Origin of the sequence: Halomonas sp. NCCP-2165 (assembly GCF_023708045.1) — a bacterium.
GTDB lineage: Bacteria > Pseudomonadota > Gammaproteobacteria > Pseudomonadales > Halomonadaceae > Bisbaumannia > Bisbaumannia pacifica.
This window is the reverse complement of the sequence record NZ_BRCY01000035.1, coordinates 1-21,491: the sequence shown is the minus strand read 5'-3', so window position 1 is coordinate 21,491 and position 21,491 is coordinate 1. Positions and strand designations below refer to the sequence as shown.

Below are 21,491 nucleotides of genomic sequence, written 5' to 3'. Positions count from 1 at the left end.
TGGCCGAGGATGGTTAAAGTCGCCGGCATACCGGCCGATATTCCTAGTTGAACGTTGTCGGGCGCCTGGCGCCCCAGCCAAGGAGGACTGCCTTGAGTGCAGCCAAGATCAAGGTGCTGTGCGTCGATGATTCGGCGCTGATCCGTGAGCTCCTGACCGAGATCATCAATCGCCAGCCCGACATGGAAGTGGTGGCCGTGGCGCCCAACCCGTTGGTGGCCCGCGACCTGATCAAGCAGCACAACCCGGATGTCCTGACCCTGGACGTGGAGATGCCGCGCATGGATGGCCTCGACTTCCTCGAGCGCCTGATGCGCCTGAGGCCCATGCCGGTGCTGATGGTCTCGTCGCTGACCCAGGCCGGCTCCGAGATCACCCTGCGTGCCCTGGAGCTGGGCGCCCTGGACTTCGTCGCCAAGCCGCAGATGGGCATCCGCCACAACATGATGGAATACGGCGCGGAGATCGCCGAGAAACTGCGCGCCGCGGCCCGCTCGCGGCCCCGCCAGGCGCGTCGCGATGCCAAGGCGCCGCGGCCGGCGGCCCTCAAGGCGCCGCTGGTCTCCAGCGAGAAGCTGCTGATCATCGGCGCCTCCACCGGCGGCACCGAGGCGATCCGCCAGGTGCTCGAGCCGCTGCCGGCGAATGCGCCGGCGATCCTGATCGCCCAGCATATGCCCGGCGGCTTCACCCGCTCCTTCGCCGAACGCCTCGATCGGCTGTGCCGCATTCGCGTCAAGGAGGCCGTGGATGGCGAGCGTATCCTGCCCGGCCATGCCTATATCGCCCCGGGGGATGCCCACCTGCAGCTGGCGCGCAGCGGCGCCAACTATGTGGCGCGCCTGGACGGCGGGCCGCCGGTCAATCGGCACCGTCCCTCGGTGGACGTGCTGTTCCGCTCCGCCGCCCAGCAGGCCGGCCGCAATGCCATCGGTGCCCTGCTCACCGGCATGGGCAAGGACGGTGCCCAGGGGCTCCTGGAGATGCGCCAGGCCGGGGCGGTGACCCTGGCCCAGGACGAGGCCAGCTGCGTGGTCTTCGGCATGCCCCGGGAGGCGATCGCCATCGGCGGTGCCAGCGAGGTGGTCGGGCTGGATGAGATGGCGCCGCGGCTGATGGCGCTGGTGGCCGCCTCCGGGCGTGCCCAGCGGGTCTAGTGGGGCAATGCCTCGCTATCACGCCAGAAACATGAGGGAAGGATGATGCTCGGAATCTTGCGCAGGATCAGTATCCACGGAGCCATGGTCGGCGTACTGGCCTGCTTCGTGCTCTTCTTCGGTAGCGTGGCGCTGTTGGGAGTGCTGGCCGATCGCAATGCCGATCGTACCCTGGGCACCTTGAATCTGATCAGCGCCGATCAGCTCAACGAGATCAATCGCGCCGAGTCGCTGCTCAATGCCGGACGCCTCTACCTGGAGAGCGCCACCAACGCCATGGTGCAGGGACGCACCGAGGAGGCGGCCCGCGCCCGGACCCTGGCCGCTGACCTGCTGGAGCGCGCCGAGGCGCGCTTCGATAACTTTGTGGCGGCACCCAAGACCGAGCAGGGGCGGGGCCTGGCTGGCGAACTGGAGCGCGACTTCGCCACCGTTCTGGGCCTGGCCCGGCGGCAACATGCCGCCCTCGAGGCCGCGGACACCGCGCGCCTCGATACCCTGCGCGGGGAGCTCGTGGCCCCCAGCCAGGCCCTGGCGGAGAGCTCACGCGCCTTTATCGGCTACGGCTTCGAGCGCAGCGATACGCTGATGGCGGCTTACCGGGCCAGCGCCAGCCGCTTCGCCTGGATCGGCCTGGCCATCCTGCTGGCCACCGCCGTGATGCTGGTGATGCTCTACCTGGGCCTGCGCAGGATCGTGATCCGTCCGCTGGGCCAGGCGGTGGAGAGCCTCAAGCGCATCGCCAAGGCCGACCTCTCCGCCGAGATCAGGGTCCTCAGCCGCAACGAGATCGGCGAGCTGTTCGCCGCCATGCGCGAGATGCAGCAGGGCCTGGCCCGGACCGTGGGCACGGTGCGTGACAGCAGCACGGCCATCCATGGCGGCACCCGCGAGATCGCCGCCGGTAACGCCGACCTCTCCTCGCGCACCGAGCAGCAGGCCGCCTCCCTGGAGGAGACCGCCTCGAGCATGGAGGAGCTCACCGCCACCGTGAAGCAGAACGCCGACAACGCCCGTCAGGCCAGCGGCCTGGCCCGGGAGGCCTCCACCACCGCCGAGCGCGGCGGCGCGGTGGTCGAGCGGGTGGTGACCACCATGCATGGCATCGCCGACAGCTCCCAGAAGGTCTCGGATATCACCGGGGTGATCGACTCCATCGCCTTCCAGACCAATATCCTGGCGCTCAACGCCTCGGTGGAGGCGGCCCGGGCCGGCGAACAGGGCCGCGGCTTCGCGGTGGTGGCCGGCGAGGTGCGCAACCTGGCCAGCCGCAGCGCGGATGCGGCCAAGGAGATCAAGGCGCTGATCGATGGCTCGGTGGCCCAGGTGCAGGAGGGCTCCACCCTGGTGGAGCAGGCCGGCGCCACCATGCAGGAGGTGGTCACCGCGGTGAGGCGGGTCACCGATATCATGGACGAGATCTCCGCCGCCTCCCAGGAGCAGAGCGACGGCATCGAGCAGGTCGGCCGGGCCGTGACCCAGATGGACGAGGTGACCCAGCAGAACGCCTCCCTGGTGCAGCAGGCCGCCACCGCCGCCGCCTCCCTGGAGGAGCAGGCCGCGAGGCTGGAGCGGGCGGTGGCGCAGTTCCGCCTGGCCCAGGGGGCCGTCGAGATGCCGGCGCCTCGCCACGAGGCGTGTCCCGCGGCGCTGCCGACCCGGCCGGAGGCCCGTCCCGGCGAGGCCCTGGCCGAGGATGACTGGGAAGCATTCTGAGCGCGGCGGCCCACCCGGTCGCCGTGACCAAGAGAAGCAACTGACCCCTGATGATCGGTGCGCCGATCACCATTGAACGACAGCCACGCAGTAACGAGGAAAACTAATGGCCGACAAGAATATGAGCATTTTGGTGGTCGACGACTTCCCCACCATGCGGCGCATCGTGCGCAGCCTGCTCAAGGAATTGGGTTTCACCAACGTGGACGAGGCCGAGGATGGCCAGGATGCCCTGAACAAGCTGCGCGGCGGCGGCTTCGAGTTCGTCGTCTCCGACTGGAACATGCCCAATATGGATGGCCTGGAGATGCTCAAGCAGATCCGTGCCGATGAGGCGCTCAAGGCGTTGCCGGTGCTGATGGTCACCGCCGAGGCCAAGAAGGAGAACATCATCGCCGCCGCTCAGGCCGGCGCCAACGGCTATGTGGTCAAGCCGTTCACCTCGGCGACCCTGGAAGAGAAACTCAACAAGATCTTCGAGAAATTGGGCAAGTAACGGCACGGGGGACTCCCCCATAGGAGACAGGCATGAGCGGTGAGGCTTCCCAAGGGGCTGACCAGCAGGGCGCTCCCGATGATCTGATCCAGCGCATCGGGGCCCTGACCCGTTCGCTGCGTGACAGCATGCGGGAGCTGGGGCTCGACAAGGAGATCGAAAGGGCCGCCGAGGCGATTCCCGATGCCCGGGACCGTCTCAGCTATGTGGCCAACATGACCGAACAGGCCGCGGACCGAGCGCTGAATGCCATCGACCGTGCCCAGCCGCTGCAGGATCAGCTGGGTAACGAGGCCGAGACGCTGGACAAGCGCTGGGCCGACTGGTTCGAGCACCCCATGGAGCTGGATCAGGCCAAGGCCCTGGTGCGCGAGACCCGCCACTACCTGGGCTCGGTGCCGGAGGTGGTCCAGGCCACCAACAAGGAGCTGCTCGAGATCATGATGGCCCAGGATTTCCAGGATCTCACCGGCCAGGTCATCAAGAAGATGATGGACGTGATCCGCGAGATCGAGCACCAGCTGGTCCAGGTGCTGCTGGACACGGTGCCCGACGGCGAGGAGCGCGAGGCCATGCAGCGGCGTGCCGCCGGTCAGTGGGAGGCCGACGCCAAGAAGCGCGAGGAGTCGCTGCTCAACGGGCCCCAGGTCAAGCCCGAGGGTGCCGATGTCGTCACCAGCCAGGACCAGGTGGACGACCTGCTCGACGAGCTGGGCTTCTAGGCCCCTTATCGAGGTGACCCGCCCCCGGCGCGGGGCGAGAGCCCGTCCTCCCTGTCGAAAAGCGCGGTAGTCGTGGATAAGACCACGATTGACCGCGCTTTTTGGCGTATCGCCGTCCCCCCCCCTTGCCCACAATGAGGCCCCGGGCGGTGGAGCCGTCCGTGAGCGACAGGGCGGGGCATGGCCGAGGGCAGCAGCGACGATCAGGAAAAGACCGAAGAGGCGACGCCGCGACGCCGGGAGAAGGCCCGGGAGGAGGGGCAGGTCGCCCGTTCCCGCGAACTGGCCACCTTCCTGCTGCTGCTGGCCGGGGTGATCGGCTTCTGGGGCCTGGGCGAGACGCTCTATGGCCAGCTCGGCACGGTGATGGAGCAGGCCTTCCTCTTCGAGCGCCGCCACGCCTTCGAGACCATGCCGATGCTCAGCCACGCCTGGACCCTCGGCGAGCGGACCCTGATGGCGCTGATGCCGCTCTTCCTGCTGCTGACGGTGGTGGCCCTGGTGGCCCCGGCCCTGCTCGGTGGCTGGCTGATCTCCGCCAAGTCCCTCAAGCCCCAGCTCAGCAAGCTCAATCCCGCCAAGGGCCTGAAGCGCATCTTCGGTGTCCAGGCCCTGGTGGAGCTGACCAAGGCCATCGCCAAGTCGCTGCTGGTGGGGAGCGTGGCGGTGGCCTTCCTGTGGCATACCAAGGGCGACTTCCTGGCCTTGATGGATCAGCCCATCCGGCAGGCCCTGGCCAGCGCCCTGCGCCTGGCGGCGATGGCCGCGGGGCTGATGGTGCTGACCCTGCTGGTGGTGATCCTGATCGACGTGCCCTACCAGCTCTGGCACCACGCCAAGCAGCTGCGCATGTCCAAGGAAGAGATCAAGCGCGAGCACAAGGAGTCGGAGGGCGACCCCCACGTCAAGGCGCGCATCCGCCAGCAGCAGCAGGCCATGGCCCGGGGACGCATGATGAGCGAGGTGCCCGAGGCCGACGTCATCGTCACCAACCCCAGCCACTATGCGGTGGCCCTGCGCTACGAGGAGGGCGGCATGCAGGCCCCGCGGGTGGTGGCCAAGGGCGTCGATGCGGTGGCGCTGCGCATTCGCGAGCTGGGCGATGCCCACGGCGTGCCGCGCCTGGAGGCGCCGCCCCTGGCCCGGGCCCTCTACCGTCACGTGGATCTCGAGGCGGAGATCCCGGTCGCCCTCTATACCGCCGTGGCGGAGGTGATGGCCTGGGCCTTCAACCTCAAGCGCGCCGATGCCAGCGGCGAACCGGCGCCGCCGCGGCCCGGCGACCTGCCGGTGCCGGATGAACTGGCCGTTCCGCCGGAGCGGCCATCAAGCGAGGAGCCTCGATGAGAGCGCTGAATGACTATCTGGGTCGCCGCGACTGGGCGAACCAGGTCCAGATGAAGCTGCTGGCGGGACCGCTGCTGATCCTGCTGGTGATGGCGATGCTGATCCTGCCGCTGCCGCCCTTCGCCCTGGACCTCTTCTTCACCTTCAATATCGCGCTCGCGGTGATGGTGCTGCTGGTCAGCATGTTCACCCGCCAGCCGCTGGATTTCGCCGCCTTCCCGGCGGTGCTGCTTTTCACCACCCTGCTGCGGCTCTCCCTCAATGTCGCCTCGACCCGGGTGATCCTGATGGAAGGGCACCAGGGGGGCGACGCCGCCGGCAAGGTGATCGAGGCCTTCGGCCAGTTCCTGATCGGCGGCAACTTCGCCGTGGGCCTGGTGGTCTTCGCCATCCTGGTGGTGATCAACTTCATGGTCATCACCAAGGGCGCCGGGCGGATCGCCGAAGTGGGCGCACGCTTTATGCTCGATGCCATGCCCGGCAAGCAGATGGCCATCGACGCCGACCTCAACGCCGGCCTGATCGGCGAGGAGGACGCCAAGAAGCGCCGCGCCGAGGTCTCCCAGGAGGCCGACTTCTACGGTTCCATGGATGGCGCCAGCAAGTTCGTGCGTGGCGACGCCATGGCCGGCCTGGTGATCATGGTGGTCAACGTGATCGGCGGCCTGTTGATCGGCATGCTCCAGCACGACATGGCCTTCGGCGATGCCGCCCGCACCTATACCCTGATGACCATCGGCGACGGCCTGGTGGCGCAGATTCCCGCCCTAGTGATCTCCACCGCCGCCGGCGTCACCGTGTCCCGGGTCACCACCGACCAGGACGTCGGCCAGCAGATGCTCAGCCAGCTGTTCGTCAATCCCCAGGTGCTGATCCTGGCCGCGGCGGTCATGGGCCTGCTGGGCCTGGTGCCGGGCATGCCCAACCTGGTGTTCCTGATCTTCACCGCCCTGCTGGGCGGCCTGGCCTGGCTGCTGATCAAGCGTCAGCAGGAGGCGCTGGTGCAGGAGGCGGAGAGCGCGCCGCCGCCGGCGCCCCAGGAGGCCCCGGAGGCGAGCTGGGACGATGTCCAGCTGGTGGACACCCTGGGCCTGGAGGTGGGGCACCGGTTGATTCCCCTGGTCGACCAGCGCCAGGACGGCGAGCTGCTGGGACGCATCAAGAGCGTGCGCAAGAAGTTCGCCCAGGAGGTGGGCTTCCTGCCGCCGGTGGTGCATATCCGCGACAACCTGGAGCTGGGGCCCAATGCCTATGTGATCACCCTCAAGGGGGTGGAGATCGGGCGCGCCGACGCCTACCCGGGCAAGTGGCTGGCCATCGACCCGGGCCAGGTCTCCGGCCAGCTCGACGGTACCCCCACCGAGGATCCCGCCTTCGGCCTGCCGGCGGTATGGATCGACGCCGGCCAGCGCGAGCACGCCCAGGTCTACGGCTACACGGTGGTGGATGCCGGCACCGTGGTGGCCACCCACCTCAATCACCTGCTGCATCAGCACGCCGCCGAGATGCTCGGCCGCGGCGAGGTGCAGCAGTTGCTCGACAAGCTGGGCGAGGAGCACAAGCCCCTGGTGGAAGAGGTGGTGCCCAAGGCGATCTCCCTGACCGTGCTGCAGCGGCTGCTCCAGCAACTGCTCGACGAGGAGGTGTCGATCCGCGACCTGCGCACCATCCTCGACACCCTGGCCGAGCATGCGCCCCAGCAGCAGGACGTGGGAGAACTGACCGCCCTGGTGCGCATCAGCCTGGGCCGTGCGATCACCCAGCAGTGGTTCCCGGGCCGCGACGAGCTCCACGTGATCGGCCTCGACGCCCAGCTCGAGCAGGTACTGCTGCAGGCCATGAACGGCAACGGCGCCCTGGAGCCGGGCCTGGCGGATACCCTGATGACCCAGGCGGAGCAGGCCCTGGAGCGCCAGGAGGCCAAGGGCGAGCCGCCGGTGCTGGTGGTGCAGCACGGCCTGCGCCCGGTGCTGGCCCGCTTCCTGCGCCGTCGCCTGCGGCACCTGGTGGTGATGTCCCAGGCCGAGATTCCCGATGATCGCACCCTGAGAGTGACCAGCCTGGTGGGAGGTAATGGATGAGCGTGACCCGCTTCCTGGGCGCCAATGTGCGCGAGGCGATGCGCCGGGTGCGCAGCGCCCTCGGCGACGACGCCCTGATCCTGGCCAATCGACGCACCGCGGAGGGGGTCGAGATCCTCGCCACGACGGAGGCCGAGGCGGCGTCCCAGACCGAGGCCCCGGCGGCGTCCCGGAGCGAGGCGCCGGCCCCCGACAGCGGGGCGGACTTTAGCCTGCCCGCCGGACGCAGCCCCGCGAGTTTCGCCCAGGCCCTGGCGGCGCGCCACGGCGTGAGCCTGCCCGAAGATTCGGTGTCGGACCCGGCATCGCGGGACTCCGCGTCCGATTCCCTTCGGGCCCAGGCCCTGGCGGCGCGTAGCGGCGTTAGCCTGTCCGCGACGCCGGCAGCGACCGATGGTTCGCAGGGATCCGGCGACGATCCGGAAATCATCCGCGAGACGCCGCCGCCCAAGCCGTTGAGTCGTGCCCGGGCCGCCTATTCACCGGCTCTCGATGCCTCTGCTGAGCCTCCGGAGGCGGGCGGCCATCCCCTGGTCCCGGAACCGGGCGCTGGGGATCCCGCAGCGCCTCAATCGGCAGTCCAGGAGGCCGATTTCGTCGCCCTGAGCCAGCGGCTGCTTAGCGAGGTGCAGGATATGCGCCAGCTGCTGACCCGGGAACCGCCGGCCCGGGAGGGGCGCCCCGGTGCCCTGCAGGGGCTGCAGCGCCAACTGGTGGCGGCCGGCTTCGGTCATGCCCTGATCAGCGAGCTGCTCGCCGGCCTGCCCACCGAGCTGGCCCTGGCGGATGCCGAGGCGGCGCCGGTGCAGGCCTGGCTCAAGCGCGCCCTGGCCGCCCGACTGACGACCCGGGACGACGAGGAGAGCCTGTTCACCGAGGCCGGTATCCTCGCCCTGGTGGGGCCCACCGGGGTGGGCAAGACCACCACCACCGCCAAGCTGGCGGCCCGCTACGTGATGCGTCACGGCCCCGAGGGGCTGGCCCTGGTGACCACCGACAGCTACCGCATCGGTGCCCATGAGCAACTGCGCATCTATGCCGATATTCTCGGCGTGGAGGTGCATGCCCTGGACGCCGAGACGCCCCTGGAGGGGCTGCTGGGGCGCCTGGCCGACAAGGCCCTGGTGATTATCGACACCGTGGGCATGAGCCAGCGCGATCAGCGCCTGGTGGATCAGGTGGCGCGGCTGCAGCTGGGGCGGCGTGGGGTGCGCCTGATGCTGATGCTCAGCGCCACCAGCCAGGGGGAGACCCTGGAGGAGATCGTTCGGACCTATTGTCGCGCCGCCCGGGCGGCGGGGGCACGCCTCGAGGACGTGATCCTCACCAAGCAGGACGAGGCGGCGCGCCTCGGTCCCTTGCTGGATGGGCTGATTCGTCACGGCCTGCGGCTCAATTTCGTCTGTCATGGGCAGCAGGTGCCCGAGGACATGGCCCGCGCCGATGGACCGACCCTGATCGAGGCGGCGCTGGCCAGCGCCGAGGCGGCGCCCAGCAACGGTCAGGTAGCGGCGGAGTTGCCCCGATTGGCGAGCTGGTCCCGGGACCTGGCCGGTCAGAGTCGCGCCCTGGGCGCCGCCTGGCGTCGCCTGGGACACACGCTGCCCGCCTTCGCGCCCCTGGCCGAGGCCTGGCAGGCGGCGGGCCTGCCGCCGGCGGCGCAGGCCAGGCACCTGGAGGCCCTGTGGTCCCGCGAAGCAGCGGAGGCGGGCGCCATCATGCGCTGGGCGCGGCGGCGTCCCCAGGCCCAGGGCTGGCGCCAGCCCGACCAGCGGCTGACGCCCCAGGGCCTCGGCCTGGGGCTGCCCGCCCTGCAGCATCGCCAGCCCGCCGATGAGATCGAGCGGCTGGCCTGGGCCGACGCCCTGGGGGTTCGCGCCCACCTGTTGCCGAGCCTGCCCGGCCGTGACGCCTGGGACTGGCTGGGCGAGCGGGTGCGGCCCTGGCTGGCCCAGGCCCGGGCCGGCGCCCGGGTCTGGTACCGCGGCGAGCGCCTGCCCCTCGGCGAGCTGGTGGGGCAGGGCGAGGCGCTGACGCCGCTGCCCTGTCGCTACCGTCAGGAGGCGGCGACCCTGAGCCTGCGCCAGTTGGCGGTGGCGGCGTCGCCGGCGGGTCGCCGCCGCCAGGAGGATCGCGCCCTCTGGGCCTGGTGCGGCGAACTGCAGAGCGAGACGGGGCAGCGGCTGGGGCGCCGCTACTGGCTGTCGCCGGCCTGGCTGGAGTGGGATGCCCTGGAGCTGTTGCGTCATCAACTGGGCCTGGAGGGTCTCGAGCGGCTGACCCGGCGCGCCTGGCAGCAGTTGCCGGAGGCCGGGCTCGATCCCCTGGAGCCGCAGCTGCGCTTGACCCTGGCCGCGGGGCTGGCCGCCCTTGCCCAGGCCCTGGAGCACAGCGAGGCGGCCTGGGCCCTGGACCTGCGCGGCGAGCTGCTGGCCCTGCAGGGCGGGCGCCGGGCGCGCAGCGCCGGCCGGCTGCTGGATGGCCTGGTACAGCTGCTGATCGCCAGGGATGCCCTGCGCAGCCTGACCCTGGGGCTGGAGGAAGTGCGATGAATCAGGCGATGTTCGCCGGGGAGGCGGGATAATGAGTGCCGATCAGGCCCAGGGCCTGCGACGCTGGGTCGAGAGCCAAGCAGAGAGCCAAGCAGAGAGCCAAGCAGAGAGCCAAGCAGAGAGCCAGGAACGCGGCGAGGCGCCGCCCCCCGACGCTAGCGGGGAGGATCGGGAGACCCTGATCGCCAGGACGCTACGGGAGATTGCCCTCGCGGCGCCCGGCGAGGCCCCCACGCCGAGCCCCGCTGCGGACGTATCGCTCGAGGACCGGGAAACGGCGATCGCCAGGGTGCTGGTCGAGATCGCCCGTGGCGAGTCACGCACGGCGGCGCAGCGGCCTGCCGAGCCGGCGCTCCCCTCCGCGAAGGCGCCTCCCGAGAAAACGCCAAGGCCGCAGCAGGCGCGGCCCAGGGGTGCCAGGGCGGCCGCGCCGAGGGTGGCCGCCGAGCCGGCGGCGCGGTACCGGCTGCGGGTGCTGGGGCTCGCCGAGGAGGAGCGCCCCCGGGCCCAGCGGCTGCTGGCCGCCTGGGCCGAGCGCGGTCAGCGCTGGGTCGGGGATCCCCGCGCCTGGCGCCTGGCGGCGGTGCCGGCGGAGGCCCTGGGGCGTTATCCCGCCCAGGGCCGCTGGGCGCTGTGGGTGGCCCCGGGCCCGGACGCCTTTCGCCGCGGTTATCGCCTGTTGCTGGCGCTGACCCGCCGTCCCGGGCCGCGGCGCCTGCTGCTGTTGATGCCGAGGATGCGCTCCCGGCGGGGGCTGCCGGATAACCTGGTCCAGGTGGCCACGGACCTGGGGATCGACCTGCTGGTGATCACCCCGTGATGCGGGGGCTCGTCGCGCTGCTTGCCCTGTGGCTCGCCGGCCAGGCCCTCGCCGCCGGCAGCTGGGTGGCCGAGGCGCCGCCGCTGCGACTCTCGATGAGTGACCGCGACAGCCGCTCGGCGCCCCTGGCGCCGCCGCCGGGGATCGCCGAGGGGGGCGAGATCACCCGGGTGCGCTGGCGCCTCGAGGCGCCGCCGGGCGTCTTGCCGCCCCTGCGCCTGTGTCAGGGGCGTCGCTGCCTGCCGCTGAGCGGCGCCCGCGGCGTGAGCGAGGGCCTGGCCGGCGCCGCGGCGGATCGTCCCCTGCGCCTGCAGGGTCGCCTGCCGCCGGGGCGGGGTGGGGCCCTGACCCTGAGCGGCATCCAGGTGATCGTCGACTATCGCTGAAGGGCATTGCGACCCTGGTCGAGATAGCCGGAATAGCCGATGGAGTCGACGGCTATTCGCGCCTTTCCGGCGTGGCCGGGGCCCAATAATAGGAGAGAGTCGGTCGGCGCCGTCGACCGAGTGAGACGACCTTCCAGTTCGAGGCGAGGCATGTACACGGCACAGGGCAAGATCGATCAGACGGCGCTCGTCGAGCAGTATCTGCCGGTGGTGAGGCGACAGGCCCTGGCACTGCAGGTGCGGCTGCCGGCGGGCATCGAACTGGATGACCTGATCCAGGCCGGCATGATGGGCCTGCTGGATGCCATGGGGCGTTACGACGCCTCGGCGGGCGCCACCTTTACCACCTTCGCCAGCCAGCGCATTCGCGGCGCCATGATCGACGAGCTGCGCAGCCGCGACTGGTTGCCGCGCAGCGTGCGGCGCAATGCCCGGGCCCTGGATGCCAGCATCCGCCGCCTGGAGCAGCAACTGGGCCGCCCCCCGGAGGAACGCGAGATCGCCGCGGACCTGGAGATCGATCTCGACACCTATTACCAGCTGTTGGGGGATACCAACAACGGCCACCTGCTGCCCTTCGAGGAGCTGGTGGCGGAGGGGCAGGAGCCCAGCGCCGAGGAGGAGGGCGCCTCGCCCTTCCTGGCGCTGCTCTCCGGCGAGCGTCGCGAGCGCCTGGTGGCGGGGATCGAGGCCCTGCCGGAGCGCGAGAAGCTGCTGATGGCGCTCTACTATCAGGAGGAACTCAACCTCAAGGAGATCGGTGCCGTGCTCGGCGTCACCGAGTCCCGGGTCTGTCAGCTGCATAGCCAGGCCATCGGCCGGCTACGCTCGCGCCTCGCCGAGGAGTAGGGCGCGGCCGGCTGGCCCAGGTTTCCCTAGGCTCTGTACGAAAACTGCCTGCGCTCGCCCATACGGCGTTAAAAATCGGCTCAAAGTACTCATTTACACCCCGTAAACTCCGTCTTTTCGCCGATTTTTGCCTTGTCTGGCCATCGCTCGCCGACTTTTCGTACAAAACCTAGACCTACCGCTGCTTCGGCAGCGGTTTTTTTGTTCTTCGCAGGTTGGCGTGCCGGCATAGCTAGCCGGAGATAAACCGGGGCGAGGTCTCACGCTGAGCTGCGCAGAACGTTTTTGCGTGGCCCCGACGCGCCTCGGCCCCGGCGATTGCCGGGGCCGAGGCGCGAGACGGGGTGGGGTCAGTGGTCGTTATGGCTGAGCCGGGGGTCACCGCCGTCGAGTAGCAGGGCGTAGTCGAGGAGGATCTCGGCGGACTCCTCCACCTCGGCGCGATCCAGCGGGGTCGCTTCCTCCGCGTCCTCGTCGTTGCCCCGGGCATCCACCCAGTCTTCCAGCGGCTCCAGCCCCAGGGCCTCGCGACGGGCGTTCTCCAGGGCCAGCTGACGGGCCTCCTGGGTCTCGAGTTCCTGTTGGCGCCGCTCGCGGTTGAGGCTGACGCTGGTCCGATCCTCGCGCAGCTCGCGCACCAGCTCGGCCTGGTTCTGCAGGTAGACGAAGTTGGGGTGGTCGTCGATGCGTTCCCGGTGGCCGGCGCGCAGCGTCTCGATCACCCGCCAGGGCTCGCCATAGTGGCGATACTGGACGGCGCGCACCTGGTCCCAGGCCAGGGCGTTGTCGAGGCTGCTCTCGCCGATCTCCTCCGGGTCGATCAGGCTGGGGAAGAGGATATCCGGATCCACGCCGCGGTGCTGGGTGCTCTCGCCGGAGATGCGATAGAACTTGGCGCGGGTCAGCTTGATCTGGCCATGGCTCAGGTCGTTGAGGGTCTGGACGGTGCCCTTGCCAAAGGTGCGGTTGCCCAGCACCAGGCCGCGGCCGTAGTCCTGGATGGCGCCGGCGAAGATCTCCGAGGCGGAGGCGGAGAGGCGATTGACCAGCACCGCCAGGGGGCCGTCGTAGAGGCTGCCGCTCTCGGTGTCGCCATACAGGCTGATGCGGCCGCGGGCGTCGCGCACCTGCACCGTGGGGCCGCGATCGATAAACAGCCCGATCAGGGAGTTGGCCTCGTGCAGCGCGCCGCCGCCGTTGTTGCGCAGGTCCAGCACGATGCCGTCGACGTCCTCGGCCTTGAGCTCCTGCACCAGGCGCGCCACGTCGCGGGTGGTGCTGCGATAGTCGCTCTCGCCGGCCTGCCAGGCATCGAAGTCCACGTAGAAGGTCGGCACCTGGATGACGCCGATGCGATGGCGTTCGCCGTCCCGCTCGAGCTCGATGATCTCGCGGCTGGCGGCCTGATCCTCCAGGGTCACGGTATCGCGGGTGATCTCGATGATCCGCGAGCGGGTCATGTCCACCGCCTGAGCCGGCACCACGTCGAGGCGCACCACCGAGCCCTTGGGCCCGCGGATCATGTCGACCACCTCATCCAGGCGCATGCCCACCACATTGACCATCTCGGCGTCGTCGTCCTCGCCCTGGCCCACGGCGACGATGCGATCCGCCGGGGCCAGCAGCCCCGACTTGTCGGCGGGGCCGCCGGGCACCAGGCTGGCGACCTTGACGTACTCGTCCTCGGTCTGCAGCAGGGCGCCGATGCCCTCCAGGGAGAGGCGCATCTGGATATCGAAGGACTCCCCCTGACGCGGCGAGAAGTACTCGGTATGCGGGTCGATGGTGCCGGTCACCGCCGCCATGAAGAGGCCGAAGACATCGTCGCCGTTGGTCTGGCGGATCCGGTTGAGCTGGCCCTCGTAGCGCTGGCGCAGGTTGTCGTGCATCTGCGCCTCGTCCTGGTCGGCCAGCAGCTGGGTCAGGGCGGCGTTCTTGAGGCGCTTGCGCCAGAGTTCGTCGAGCTCGGCCTCGCCCTGTGCCCAGGGCGCCCCGTCGCGGTCGAGCTCCAGGCGGTCGTCACTCTCGAAGGTGAAGTCGAGGCCCGCGTCGAGGCGCGCCAGGATCCACTCCAGGCGGTTCTCCAGGCGCTGCTGGTAGCGCGCGTAGAGGGCGTAGATCGGTTCCAGCTCGCCGTCATAGAGGGCCTCGTCCAGGCGCTCCGCCAGGTGACGGAACTCGTCGACGTCGCTGGCCAGCAGGTAGGCGCGCTGGGAGTCGAGGATATCGAGGAGGCGCTGGAAGGCCTGCCGGGACCAGGCATTACCCAGGCTGACGTCCGCATAGTGGCTGTAGCGTAGCGATTCGGCGACCTCGGCGGCGGCCTGACGCTGGGCATCGGTGGGTAACGAGGTGGCGAGGGTCGAGGCGCTGAATAGCAGGGTCAGCGCCAGGACCGTCAGGCGCCGTAGGGCGACAGTCAGGCTCATCAATGAAGCACTCCCGAATTCATGTACACTTCCCATCCTTAGAAGACACGCTTGCGGCCGCAGGGTTGCACCGACGAACCGGCATTGTAGCAGCCCTTGTCGCCAGTCACAGACCCTTGTGAGAGGTTCCCCCATGCCCCATCTTCCTACCCTCGAACGCCTGCTCGGCTTCCTGCAACGCTCGCCGACGCCCTGGCACGCGGTGGCCAATATGGCCCAGCGTCTGGAGCAGGCCGGCTACCGTCGCCTGGACGAGACGGCCGGCTGGCAACTGCGCCCGGGGGAGAAGGTCTATGTGACCCGCAACGACTCCTCGATCATCGCCCTGCAACTGCCCCGCGGGCCCCTGGCGGCGCTGCGCATGATCGGCGCGCATACCGACAGCCCCGGCCTGCGCCTCAAGCCCAACCCCGCCAAGGTCGCCCACGGCTGGTTGCAACTGGGCGTCGAGGTCTACGGCGGCGCCCTGCTGGCGCCCTGGTTCGATCGCGACCTGGGCCTGGCCGGACGGGTCCACCTGCGCCGCGACGACGGGCGTATCCAGGGGGTGCTGCTCAATGTGCCGCGCCCGGTGGCCGTGGTGCCCAGCCTGGCCATTCACCTGGATCGCGAGGCCAATAACGGTCGCACCATCAACCCCCAGACCGAGATGGCGCCGGTGCTGCTGCAGGGCGGCCAGGCGGCGGACTTCGAGGCGCTGCTCAAGCGCTGGCTCTATGAGCAGCATGGCCTGGAAGGGGTGACCCTGCTCGACTTCGAGCTGGCCCTCTACGACACCCAGCCGCCGGCCCGGGTCGGGGTGGAGGGCGAGCTGATCGCCAGCGCCCGCCTCGACAACCTGCTCTCCTGTTTTATCGGCCTGGAGGCGCTGCTGGCCTCCGACGGCGAGCAGGGCGCCGTGCTGGTGGCCAACGATCACGAGGAGGTGGGCAGCGCCAGCGCCTGCGGCGCCCAGGGCCCCTTCCTGGAGGACGTGCTGCGCCGGGTCAATGCCCAGTTGGGGGAGGGCGGCGACGAGGGCTTTATTCGCCTGATCCAGGCTTCAAGAATGATCTCCTGCGACAACGCCCATGCGCTGCATCCCAACTTCGCCGACAAGCATGATGCCGGCCATGGCCCGGCCATCAATGGCGGCCCGGTGATCAAGGTCAATGCCAACCAGCGCTACGCCACCAACAGCGCCACCGCGGCGATGTTCCGCGACCTCTGCCAGGCGCAGGGGGTGCCGGTGCAGACCTTCGTGACCCGCGCCGACATGAGCTGTGGCAGCACCATCGGGCCGATCACCGCCAGCGAGCTCGGGGTGCCGACCCTGGACGTGGGGGTGCCCCAGTGGGGCATGCACTCGATCCGCGAGACCTGCGGGGTGCGCGACGCCGATCAGTTGATCCGCGTGCTGAGCGGCTTCGTCAATCGCGCCGACCTGGTGTGATGGCATCGCGGGGCGGGCTCCCCCGTCCCGCGATGCGTCATCCCCCAGACGAAAAAACGCCCGCCTGGCAAGCCAGGCGGGCGTTTTCTTGTGTCTTTGGTGGCTACGCCCTGATTCGAACAGGGGACCCCATCATTATGAGTGATGTGCTCTAACCAGCTGAGCTACGTAGCCAACGGCGCGTATCCTACCCAACAAGGGCCTGATACGTCAAGACTTTTTCTTAGACGTTGAAGCGGAAGTGGATCACGTCGCCGTCCTTGACGACATACTCCTTGCCCTCCAGGCGCCACTTGCCGGCATCCTTGGCGCCCTGCTCGCCGCCCAGGCCGACGTAGTCGTCGTAGCCGATCACCTCGGCGCGGATAAAGCCCTTCTGGAAGTCGGTGTGGATCACCCCGGCGGCCTCGGGGGCGGTGGCGCCGACCTTGACGGTCCAGGCGCGCACCTCCTTGACCCCGGCGGTGAAGTAGGTCTGCAGGCCGAGCAGCTCGTAGCCGGCGCGGATCACCCGATCCAGGCCCGGCTCCTCCATGCCCATCTCGTCGAGGAACATGGCGCGCTCCTCGTCGTCCAGCTCGGCGATCTCCGCCTCGATCTGGTTGCACACCGGGACCACCACGGCGCCTTCCTCGGCGGCGATCTCCTGGACCACCTCCAGGTAGGGGTTGGCCTCGAAGCCGTCCTCGTTGACGTTGGCGATATACATGGTGGGCTTGAGGGTCAGGAAGCCGAAGCTCTTGAGCGCCTTCTTCTCGTCGTCATCGAGGCCGAAGCTTCTCAGCGGCTGGCCCTCGGCCAGGTGGGGCTGGATGCGCTCGAGGATCGCCTTGGTGGCGATGGCCTCCTTGTCGCCGCCCTTGGCGACCCGTACCAGGCGCTGGATGGCCCGTTCCACGGTGTCCAGGTCGGCCAGGGCCAGCTCCAGGTTGATGGTCTCGATATCGGCACGGGGATCCACCTGGTTGGCGACGTGGATCACGTTGTCGTTATCGAAGCAGCGCACCACATGGGCGATGGCCTGGGTCTCGCGGATATTGGCCAGGAACTGGTTGCCCAGGCCCTCGCCCTTGGAGGCGCCCGCCACGAGCCCGGCGATATCCACGAACTCCATGGTGGTGGGCAGCACCTTCTGGGGTTTGACGATTTCGGCCAGCTTGTCGAGGCGCGGATCGGGCATCGGCACGATACCGACATTGGGCTCGATGGTGCAGAAGGGGAAGTTCTCGGCGTCGATGCCGGACTTGGTCAGCGCATTGAAGAGGGTGGACTTGCCCACATTGGGCAGGCCGACGATACCGCAGTTAAAACCCATGGGATCTTCCTGGAAGGTGTTCGTGATAGGCGATTGGCCGCTATTCTACTCGACCGAGCCATCAGCTATAAGCCGTAAGCGGCAAGAAAACCCGATTCGGCCAGCCGTGGGGTGACGTGGTAGGTCGGATACGCCGAAGGCGCATCCGACACACCGCAGGGGTGCCAGGCCTGTCGGATGCGCTCGCCTGCGGCTCGCTTATCCGAGCTAGGCCGCGGAAAAGCCATGCAGCCGATTCATGGCCCGGGCCCAGTCGCCGGCCAGGGCGTCGGGGAGGGTGGCCTGGATCTCGTCCAGGGCGGCCTCGATGGCGGCAAGCTCCGCCTTGCCGGGACGGCCCAGCACATAGTTGACCACCTGCTTGGCGTTGCCCGGGTGGCCGATGCCGATCCGCAGCCGGTGGAAGGCCTTGTCGTTGCCGAGGGCGCTGATGATATCGCGCAGGCCGTTATGGCCGCCGTGGCCGCCGCCGCTCTTGTAGCGGGCGGTGCCGGGGGCGATATCCAGCTCGTCGTGGGCCACCAGCAGCTCGTTCGGGGCCAGCTTGTAGAACTTGCACAGCGCCGCCACGGCGGCGCCGCTGCGATTCATGAAGGTGGTGGGCTCGAGCAGGTGCACCTCGTGGCCGTCCAGGCGCACCTTGGCATAGTGGCCCAGGAACTTCTTCTCCGGGCGCAGCTCGCTGAGCCCGCGCCGGGCCAGGGCCTGGACCAGCCAGGCGCCGGCGTTATGTCGGGTCGCCTCGTAGTCGGGGCCGGGGTTGCCGAGTCCGATGATCGCCTTGATCTGGGGCATGATGGCATCTCCACAAAGCAATCAAGCGCCCCGTGGGGCGCTTGATCGAACGAGCGAAGGGAGGCGAGGACGCCTCCCGAGGAGCGACTTATTCGGCGCTCTCTTCGCCACCTTCTTCGCCTTCGGCCTCGTCACCGCCGCGCACCTTGGGCTTGGTCAGGCTGACCAGGGCCTGGTCGTGGTCGGCACCGTGGCTCAGCTCGACCAGGCTCACGCCGGCCGGCAGCTGGAGGTCGGAGAGGTGCAGGATCTGGCCGATCTCGGTCTCGGTGATGTCGATTTCCAGGAAGTCGGGCAGGTCCTTGGGCAGACAGCTCACTTCCACCTCGTTGGCCAGGACGTGCAGCTCGCCGCCCTGCTCCTTGATGGCCTTGCTCTGCTCTTCACCGATCACGTGCAGCGGCACCTTGATGGTGATGGCGTGAGTGGCGTCGACACGCAGGAAGTCGGCGTGGGTGACCAGCGGCTTGAAGGGGTGACGCTGCAGGTCACGCACCACCACGGTCTCCTTCTGACCGGCCACGTCGAGGGTGATCACGGAGGCGAAGAAGGCCTCGTCCTCGATGGCCTTGTAGAAGGCGGACTTCTCGACGGAGATCGGCTGGGGCGCCTTCTCACCACCGTAGATGATGGCGGGCACCTCGAGGTTCGCACGACGCAGGCGGCGGCTCGCACCTTTCCCCAGGTCGTTACGAACGCTGGCAGTCAAAGTGAATTCGGACATTGGAAAACCTCATGGGTTGGATCGAGAAAGCGTTATCCCCGCGACCAGGCGATAACGCTTCCCAGGAGCCCGGCGGTGCCGGGCGGGCTACCGAGCGCCCTGTCTCAGTGGAACATGGCGCTGACGGATTCTTCGTTGCTGACCCGGCGAATCGCCTCGGCGATCAGCCCGGCCACGCTCAGCTGGCGAATCTTGCCGCTGCGGCGGGCGGTCTCGGAGAGGGGGATGGTGTCGGTGACCACCACCTCGTCGAGCACCGAGCCGGTGATGTTGTCGACGGCGGGGCCGGAGAGGATCGGGTGGGTGGCATAGGCCACCACGCGGCGGGCGCCGTGATCCTTGAGGGCCTCGCCGGCCTTGCACAGGGTGCCGGCGGTATCGATCATGTCGTCCACCACCACGCAGGTGCGGTCCTGGATGTCACCGATGATGTGCATCACCTGGGCCTGGTTGGCCTGGGGGCGACGCTTGTCGATGATGGCCAGGTCGGCGTTGAGCTGCTTGGCGATGGCGCGGGCGCGGACCACGCCGCCCACGTCGGGGGAGACCACCACCAGGTCGTCGTAATTCTGGCGCTCGATGTCGTCGAGCAGGATCGGCGAGCCGTAGACGTTGTCCACCGGCACGTCGAAGAAGCCCTGAATCTGATCCGCGTGCAGGTCCATGGTCATCACCCGGTCGACGCCGGCCTTGACCATCATGTCGGCCACCACCTTGGCGGAGATGGGGACGCGGGCGGAGCGCACCCGGCGATCCTGACGGGCGTAGCCGAAGTAGGGCACCACGGCGGTGATCCGGTGGGCGGAGGCGCGGCGCAGCGCGTCCACCATCAGGATCAGTTCCATCAGGTTGTCGTTGGTGGGGGCGCAGGTGGACTGCAGGACGAAGATGTCCTTGCCGCGCACGTTCTCATTGATCTCGACCGCGATTTCGCCATCGCTGAACTGGCCGACCGTGGCATGGCCGAGCCGGTTGTCCAGGCCCTCGGCAATCTTACGGGCGAGTTCGGGATTGGCGTTCCCGGTGAAAACCATCAATTTAGACACGCGCGGCACCTTTGGGAGTCTGGGGATCTCGTCAGGGATGAGAAGCTGTCGGGCGGGAAGTGGCTGGGGTAGCAGGATTCGAACCTGCGCATGGCGATACCAAAAACCGCTGCCTTACCGCTTGGCTATACCCCAGCAATCTTGCCGATCTCGGCGCCTGGCCGACTCGGGTCAGGACGCCGATGTCGCTCGCTCTTCCAACACCGCATGGAGGGGCGATCGGTTGCATCCCCGCGCCTTGAAGCCCTGCCAGTCGTGGCGGCCAAGTCGGCGCAGAATGCTATCCGCATCCGCCTCATTCGTCAACCAGGCGAAGAGGCAGGCGCCGGTGCCGGTGAGTCGCGTTGGGGCGAAGCGGGCCAGCCAGTCCAGGGCCTCGGCGACCGCCGGATAGAGCTCGCGAACCGTGGCTTCACAGTCGTTGTGCCAGCACGCCGGCCCCTCTCGCAGGGCGCGCGCCATGGTAATGGGGGGGGTATGACGTGTCAAACCGGGGGCGTTGAAGACCGCCGGGGTGGCCACCGAGACGCCGGGGTGAATGACCACGAACCAGGGGGTGTCCAGCTCGACCGGGGTGAGCCGCTCGCCGATGCCCTCCGCCCAGGCGGCATGGCCGTGGACGAAGACCGGCACGTCGGCGCCGAGGCGCAGACCCAGCTCGGCGAGCCGCTCCCGGGAGAGGCCCAGGCCCCAGAGTTCGTTGAGACCCAGCAGGGTGGTGGCGGCATCCGAGCTGCCGCCGCCGAGGCCGCCGCCCATGGGCAGGCGCTTCTGCAGGTGGATATCGGCGCCCTGGGACGCGCCGCTCTCCTCCCGCAGCAGGTGCGCGGCGCGCAGGATCAGGTTGTCCTCGGCGGTGACGCCGGCCAGGGCCGGGGTCAGGCGCAGCTCGCCGTCGTCGCGGGACGAGAGGCTCAGGGTGTCGCCGTGGTCGAGGAACTGGAAGAGGGTCTGCAGCTCGTGATAGCCGTCGGCACGGCGGCCGGTGATATGCAGCAGGCGATTGAGCTTGGCCGGGGCCGGCAGGTGCAGCGTCCTGGTCACCGGGAGACCTCCGGTCGCCACTCGTTGATCACCAGGGTGACCCGGAGGCCGCCATGGCTCATCACCAGGCGCCGCGGCAGCCACAGGCCGTTGGCCCAGGTCCAGTCGCGGTAGTCGATCTCCCAGCCGGCCTGGCGCAGGCGCCGCGGGTAGCCCCGGGCATCGCGCTCCAGCGCATGGGGGCCGGCGGCGGGCAGGCCGCGGATCCAGTGGTCCAGGGCCGAGACCGGCAGGCTCCAGCCGAGCTGCTCCTCGAGCAGGGCCTCGGGGCTCTCGGCCTCGAAGCGCCCCTCGGGGGTGGTCAGGGAGACCCGGCCGCTGCGACCCTCCAGGGTGCTGCGGCCGCTGCCGAAGGGGCCGCTGAGCAGCAGGCGATAGTGATAGGGGGTCTGGCGCCAGTCGAGGTTGGCGCTGGTGGCCTCGTCCGGGGTGCGCAGCCCGACCCGGGCGATCAGCTCCCAGGCGTTTAGGGCCTCGACGGCCGCGGCCTGGTCGCGCCAGGGGCCGCGTTCGGCGGGGGCCTCGGCGACGGGGGGGCGGGTGGCACAGCCGGCCAGCAGGGCCAGCATCAGCAGGGGGG

Annotated in this window: 18 protein-coding genes and 2 tRNA genes; 11 read left to right on the top strand and 9 right to left on the bottom strand. The window is 69.2% G+C overall.

The window, feature by feature from the left end:
* Nucleotides 1–92: 92 nt before the first annotated feature.
* From NFU04_RS14545 to NFU04_RS14500, 10 genes are all read left to right on the top strand, one after another.
* Nucleotides 93–1,157 carry a protein-glutamate methylesterase/protein-glutamine glutaminase gene (locus tag NFU04_RS14545; RefSeq protein WP_251310148.1) on the top strand — a complete coding sequence of 355 codons (1,065 nt, stop codon included), beginning with the start codon at nt 93–95 and terminating at the stop codon, nt 1,155–1,157.
* A 45-nt stretch (nt 1,158–1,202) separates the two neighbouring features.
* On the top strand, nt 1,203–2,873 hold the full coding sequence (locus NFU04_RS14540; RefSeq protein WP_251310161.1) for a methyl-accepting chemotaxis protein: 1,671 nt from the start codon (nt 1,203–1,205) through the stop codon (nt 2,871–2,873).
* A 106-nt stretch (nt 2,874–2,979) separates the two neighbouring features.
* Nucleotides 2,980–3,369 (top strand): chemotaxis response regulator CheY, encoded by a 390-nt coding sequence (cheY, locus tag NFU04_RS14535; protein WP_146804174.1) that lies wholly within the window; start codon nt 2,980–2,982, stop codon nt 3,367–3,369.
* A gap of 32 nt (nt 3,370–3,401) precedes the next feature.
* Entirely contained in the window at nt 3,402–4,091 is a 690-nt protein-coding gene (cheZ, locus tag NFU04_RS14530; RefSeq protein ID WP_251310147.1) for a protein phosphatase CheZ, read from the top strand.
* A gap of 180 nt (nt 4,092–4,271) precedes the next feature.
* Nucleotides 4,272–5,438, top strand: coding sequence for a flagellar biosynthesis protein FlhB (gene flhB, locus NFU04_RS14525; RefSeq protein ID WP_251310146.1), 1,167 nt, complete (start codon nt 4,272–4,274; stop codon nt 5,436–5,438).
* Nucleotides 5,435–7,519: a flagellar biosynthesis protein FlhA gene (flhA, locus tag NFU04_RS14520; RefSeq protein ID WP_285835162.1), complete on the top strand. Its 2,085-nt coding sequence runs from the start codon at nt 5,435–5,437 to the stop codon at nt 7,517–7,519. Before flhB ends, flhA begins: the two co-directional genes overlap by 4 nt.
* Entirely contained in the window at nt 7,516–10,071 is a 2,556-nt protein-coding gene (gene flhF, locus NFU04_RS14515) for a flagellar biosynthesis protein FlhF (protein ID WP_251310145.1), read from the top strand. Before flhA ends, flhF begins: the two co-directional genes overlap by 4 nt.
* Before the next feature lie 31 nt (nt 10,072–10,102).
* A complete protein-coding gene (locus tag NFU04_RS14510) occupies nt 10,103–10,891 on the top strand; it encodes a hypothetical protein (RefSeq protein ID WP_251310144.1) in 789 nt (262 codons plus the stop codon).
* Nucleotides 10,891–11,277, top strand: coding sequence for a flagellar protein FlhE (locus NFU04_RS14505; RefSeq protein ID WP_251310143.1), 387 nt, complete (start codon nt 10,891–10,893; stop codon nt 11,275–11,277). The genes NFU04_RS14510 and NFU04_RS14505 overlap by 1 nt, the downstream gene beginning before the upstream one ends.
* A 150-nt stretch (nt 11,278–11,427) precedes the next feature.
* Nucleotides 11,428–12,126 carry an RNA polymerase sigma factor FliA gene (locus NFU04_RS14500; protein WP_251310142.1) on the top strand — a complete coding sequence of 233 codons (699 nt, stop codon included), beginning with the start codon at nt 11,428–11,430 and terminating at the stop codon, nt 12,124–12,126.
* 350 nt (nt 12,127–12,476) lie between these two features.
* On the opposite strand, the gene NFU04_RS14495 is transcribed toward NFU04_RS14500, so the two are convergent.
* Nucleotides 12,477–14,555 carry a carboxy terminal-processing peptidase gene (locus tag NFU04_RS14495; protein ID WP_251310141.1) on the bottom strand — a complete coding sequence of 693 codons (2,079 nt, stop codon included), beginning with the start codon at nt 14,553–14,555 and terminating at the stop codon, nt 12,477–12,479.
* A 133-nt stretch (nt 14,556–14,688) separates the two neighbouring features.
* Here NFU04_RS14495 and NFU04_RS14490 point away from each other — a divergent pair, with 133 nt between their 5' ends.
* On the top strand, nt 14,689–15,987 hold the full coding sequence (locus NFU04_RS14490; RefSeq protein WP_251310140.1) for a M18 family aminopeptidase: 1,299 nt from the start codon (nt 14,689–14,691) through the stop codon (nt 15,985–15,987).
* Nucleotides 15,988–16,084: 97 nt separating this feature from the next.
* Here NFU04_RS14490 and NFU04_RS14485 read toward each other — a convergent pair.
* The 8 genes from NFU04_RS14485 to lolB form a co-directional block, all read right to left on the bottom strand.
* Nucleotides 16,085–16,161, bottom strand: a tRNA-Met gene (locus NFU04_RS14485).
* A gap of 49 nt (nt 16,162–16,210) precedes the next feature.
* Nucleotides 16,211–17,302 carry a redox-regulated ATPase YchF gene (gene ychF, locus NFU04_RS14480; RefSeq protein ID WP_251310139.1) on the bottom strand — a complete coding sequence of 364 codons (1,092 nt, stop codon included), beginning with the start codon at nt 17,300–17,302 and terminating at the stop codon, nt 16,211–16,213.
* Between the two features lie 207 nt (nt 17,303–17,509).
* Nucleotides 17,510–18,097: an aminoacyl-tRNA hydrolase gene (gene pth, locus NFU04_RS14475; RefSeq protein ID WP_251310138.1), complete on the bottom strand. Its 588-nt coding sequence runs from the start codon at nt 18,095–18,097 to the stop codon at nt 17,510–17,512.
* An 88-nt stretch (nt 18,098–18,185) separates the two neighbouring features.
* A complete protein-coding gene (locus NFU04_RS14470; protein WP_251310137.1) occupies nt 18,186–18,821 on the bottom strand; it encodes a 50S ribosomal protein L25/general stress protein Ctc in 636 nt (211 codons plus the stop codon).
* Nucleotides 18,822–18,925: 104 nt separating this feature from the next.
* Nucleotides 18,926–19,867 carry a ribose-phosphate pyrophosphokinase gene (locus NFU04_RS14465; protein ID WP_186809992.1) on the bottom strand — a complete coding sequence of 314 codons (942 nt, stop codon included), beginning with the start codon at nt 19,865–19,867 and terminating at the stop codon, nt 18,926–18,928.
* A gap of 60 nt (nt 19,868–19,927) precedes the next feature.
* Nucleotides 19,928–20,002: transfer RNA gene (locus NFU04_RS14460), tRNA-Gln, on the bottom strand.
* Nucleotides 20,003–20,038: 36 nt separating this feature from the next.
* Complete coding sequence (gene ispE, locus NFU04_RS14455; protein WP_251310136.1) at nt 20,039–20,911, bottom strand: 4-(cytidine 5'-diphospho)-2-C-methyl-D-erythritol kinase; 873 nt, start codon at nt 20,909–20,911, stop codon at nt 20,039–20,041.
* Nucleotides 20,908–21,480 (bottom strand): lipoprotein insertase outer membrane protein LolB, encoded by a 573-nt coding sequence (gene lolB, locus NFU04_RS14450; protein ID WP_309296796.1) that lies wholly within the window; start codon nt 21,478–21,480, stop codon nt 20,908–20,910. The genes ispE and lolB overlap by 4 nt, the downstream gene beginning before the upstream one ends.
* Between the last annotated feature and the right edge of the window lie 11 nt (nt 21,481–21,491).

What these genes read in the sequence shown, in the direction of transcription:
- NFU04_RS14510 (WP_251310144.1), top strand. Translation starts at nt 10,103, where the DNA reads ATGAGTGCCGATCAGGCCCAGGGCCTGCGACGCTGGGTCGAGAGCCAA.
- NFU04_RS14470 (WP_251310137.1), bottom strand. Translation starts at nt 18,821, where the DNA reads ATGTCCGAATTCACTTTGACTGCCAGCGTTCGTAACGACCTGGGGAAA.
- cheZ (WP_251310147.1), top strand. Translation starts at nt 3,402, where the DNA reads ATGAGCGGTGAGGCTTCCCAAGGGGCTGACCAGCAGGGCGCTCCCGAT.
- NFU04_RS14490 (WP_251310140.1), top strand. Translation starts at nt 14,689, where the DNA reads ATGCCCCATCTTCCTACCCTCGAACGCCTGCTCGGCTTCCTGCAACGC.
- lolB (WP_309296796.1), bottom strand. Translation starts at nt 21,480, where the DNA reads ATGCTGGCCCTGCTGGCCGGCTGTGCCACCCGCCCCCCCGTCGCCGAG.
- flhB (WP_251310146.1), top strand. Translation starts at nt 4,272, where the DNA reads ATGGCCGAGGGCAGCAGCGACGATCAGGAAAAGACCGAAGAGGCGACG.
- ychF (WP_251310139.1), bottom strand. Translation starts at nt 17,302, where the DNA reads ATGGGTTTTAACTGCGGTATCGTCGGCCTGCCCAATGTGGGCAAGTCC.
- NFU04_RS14500 (WP_251310142.1), top strand. Translation starts at nt 11,428, where the DNA reads ATGTACACGGCACAGGGCAAGATCGATCAGACGGCGCTCGTCGAGCAG.
- NFU04_RS14495 (WP_251310141.1), bottom strand. Translation starts at nt 14,555, where the DNA reads ATGAGCCTGACTGTCGCCCTACGGCGCCTGACGGTCCTGGCGCTGACC.
- NFU04_RS14505 (WP_251310143.1), top strand. Translation starts at nt 10,891, where the DNA reads ATGCGGGGGCTCGTCGCGCTGCTTGCCCTGTGGCTCGCCGGCCAGGCC.
- flhF (WP_251310145.1), top strand. Translation starts at nt 7,516, where the DNA reads ATGAGCGTGACCCGCTTCCTGGGCGCCAATGTGCGCGAGGCGATGCGC.
- flhA (WP_285835162.1), top strand. Translation starts at nt 5,435, where the DNA reads ATGAGAGCGCTGAATGACTATCTGGGTCGCCGCGACTGGGCGAACCAG.
- cheY (WP_146804174.1), top strand. Translation starts at nt 2,980, where the DNA reads ATGGCCGACAAGAATATGAGCATTTTGGTGGTCGACGACTTCCCCACC.
- NFU04_RS14540 (WP_251310161.1), top strand. Translation starts at nt 1,203, where the DNA reads ATGCTCGGAATCTTGCGCAGGATCAGTATCCACGGAGCCATGGTCGGC.
- pth (WP_251310138.1), bottom strand. Translation starts at nt 18,097, where the DNA reads ATGCCCCAGATCAAGGCGATCATCGGACTCGGCAACCCCGGCCCCGAC.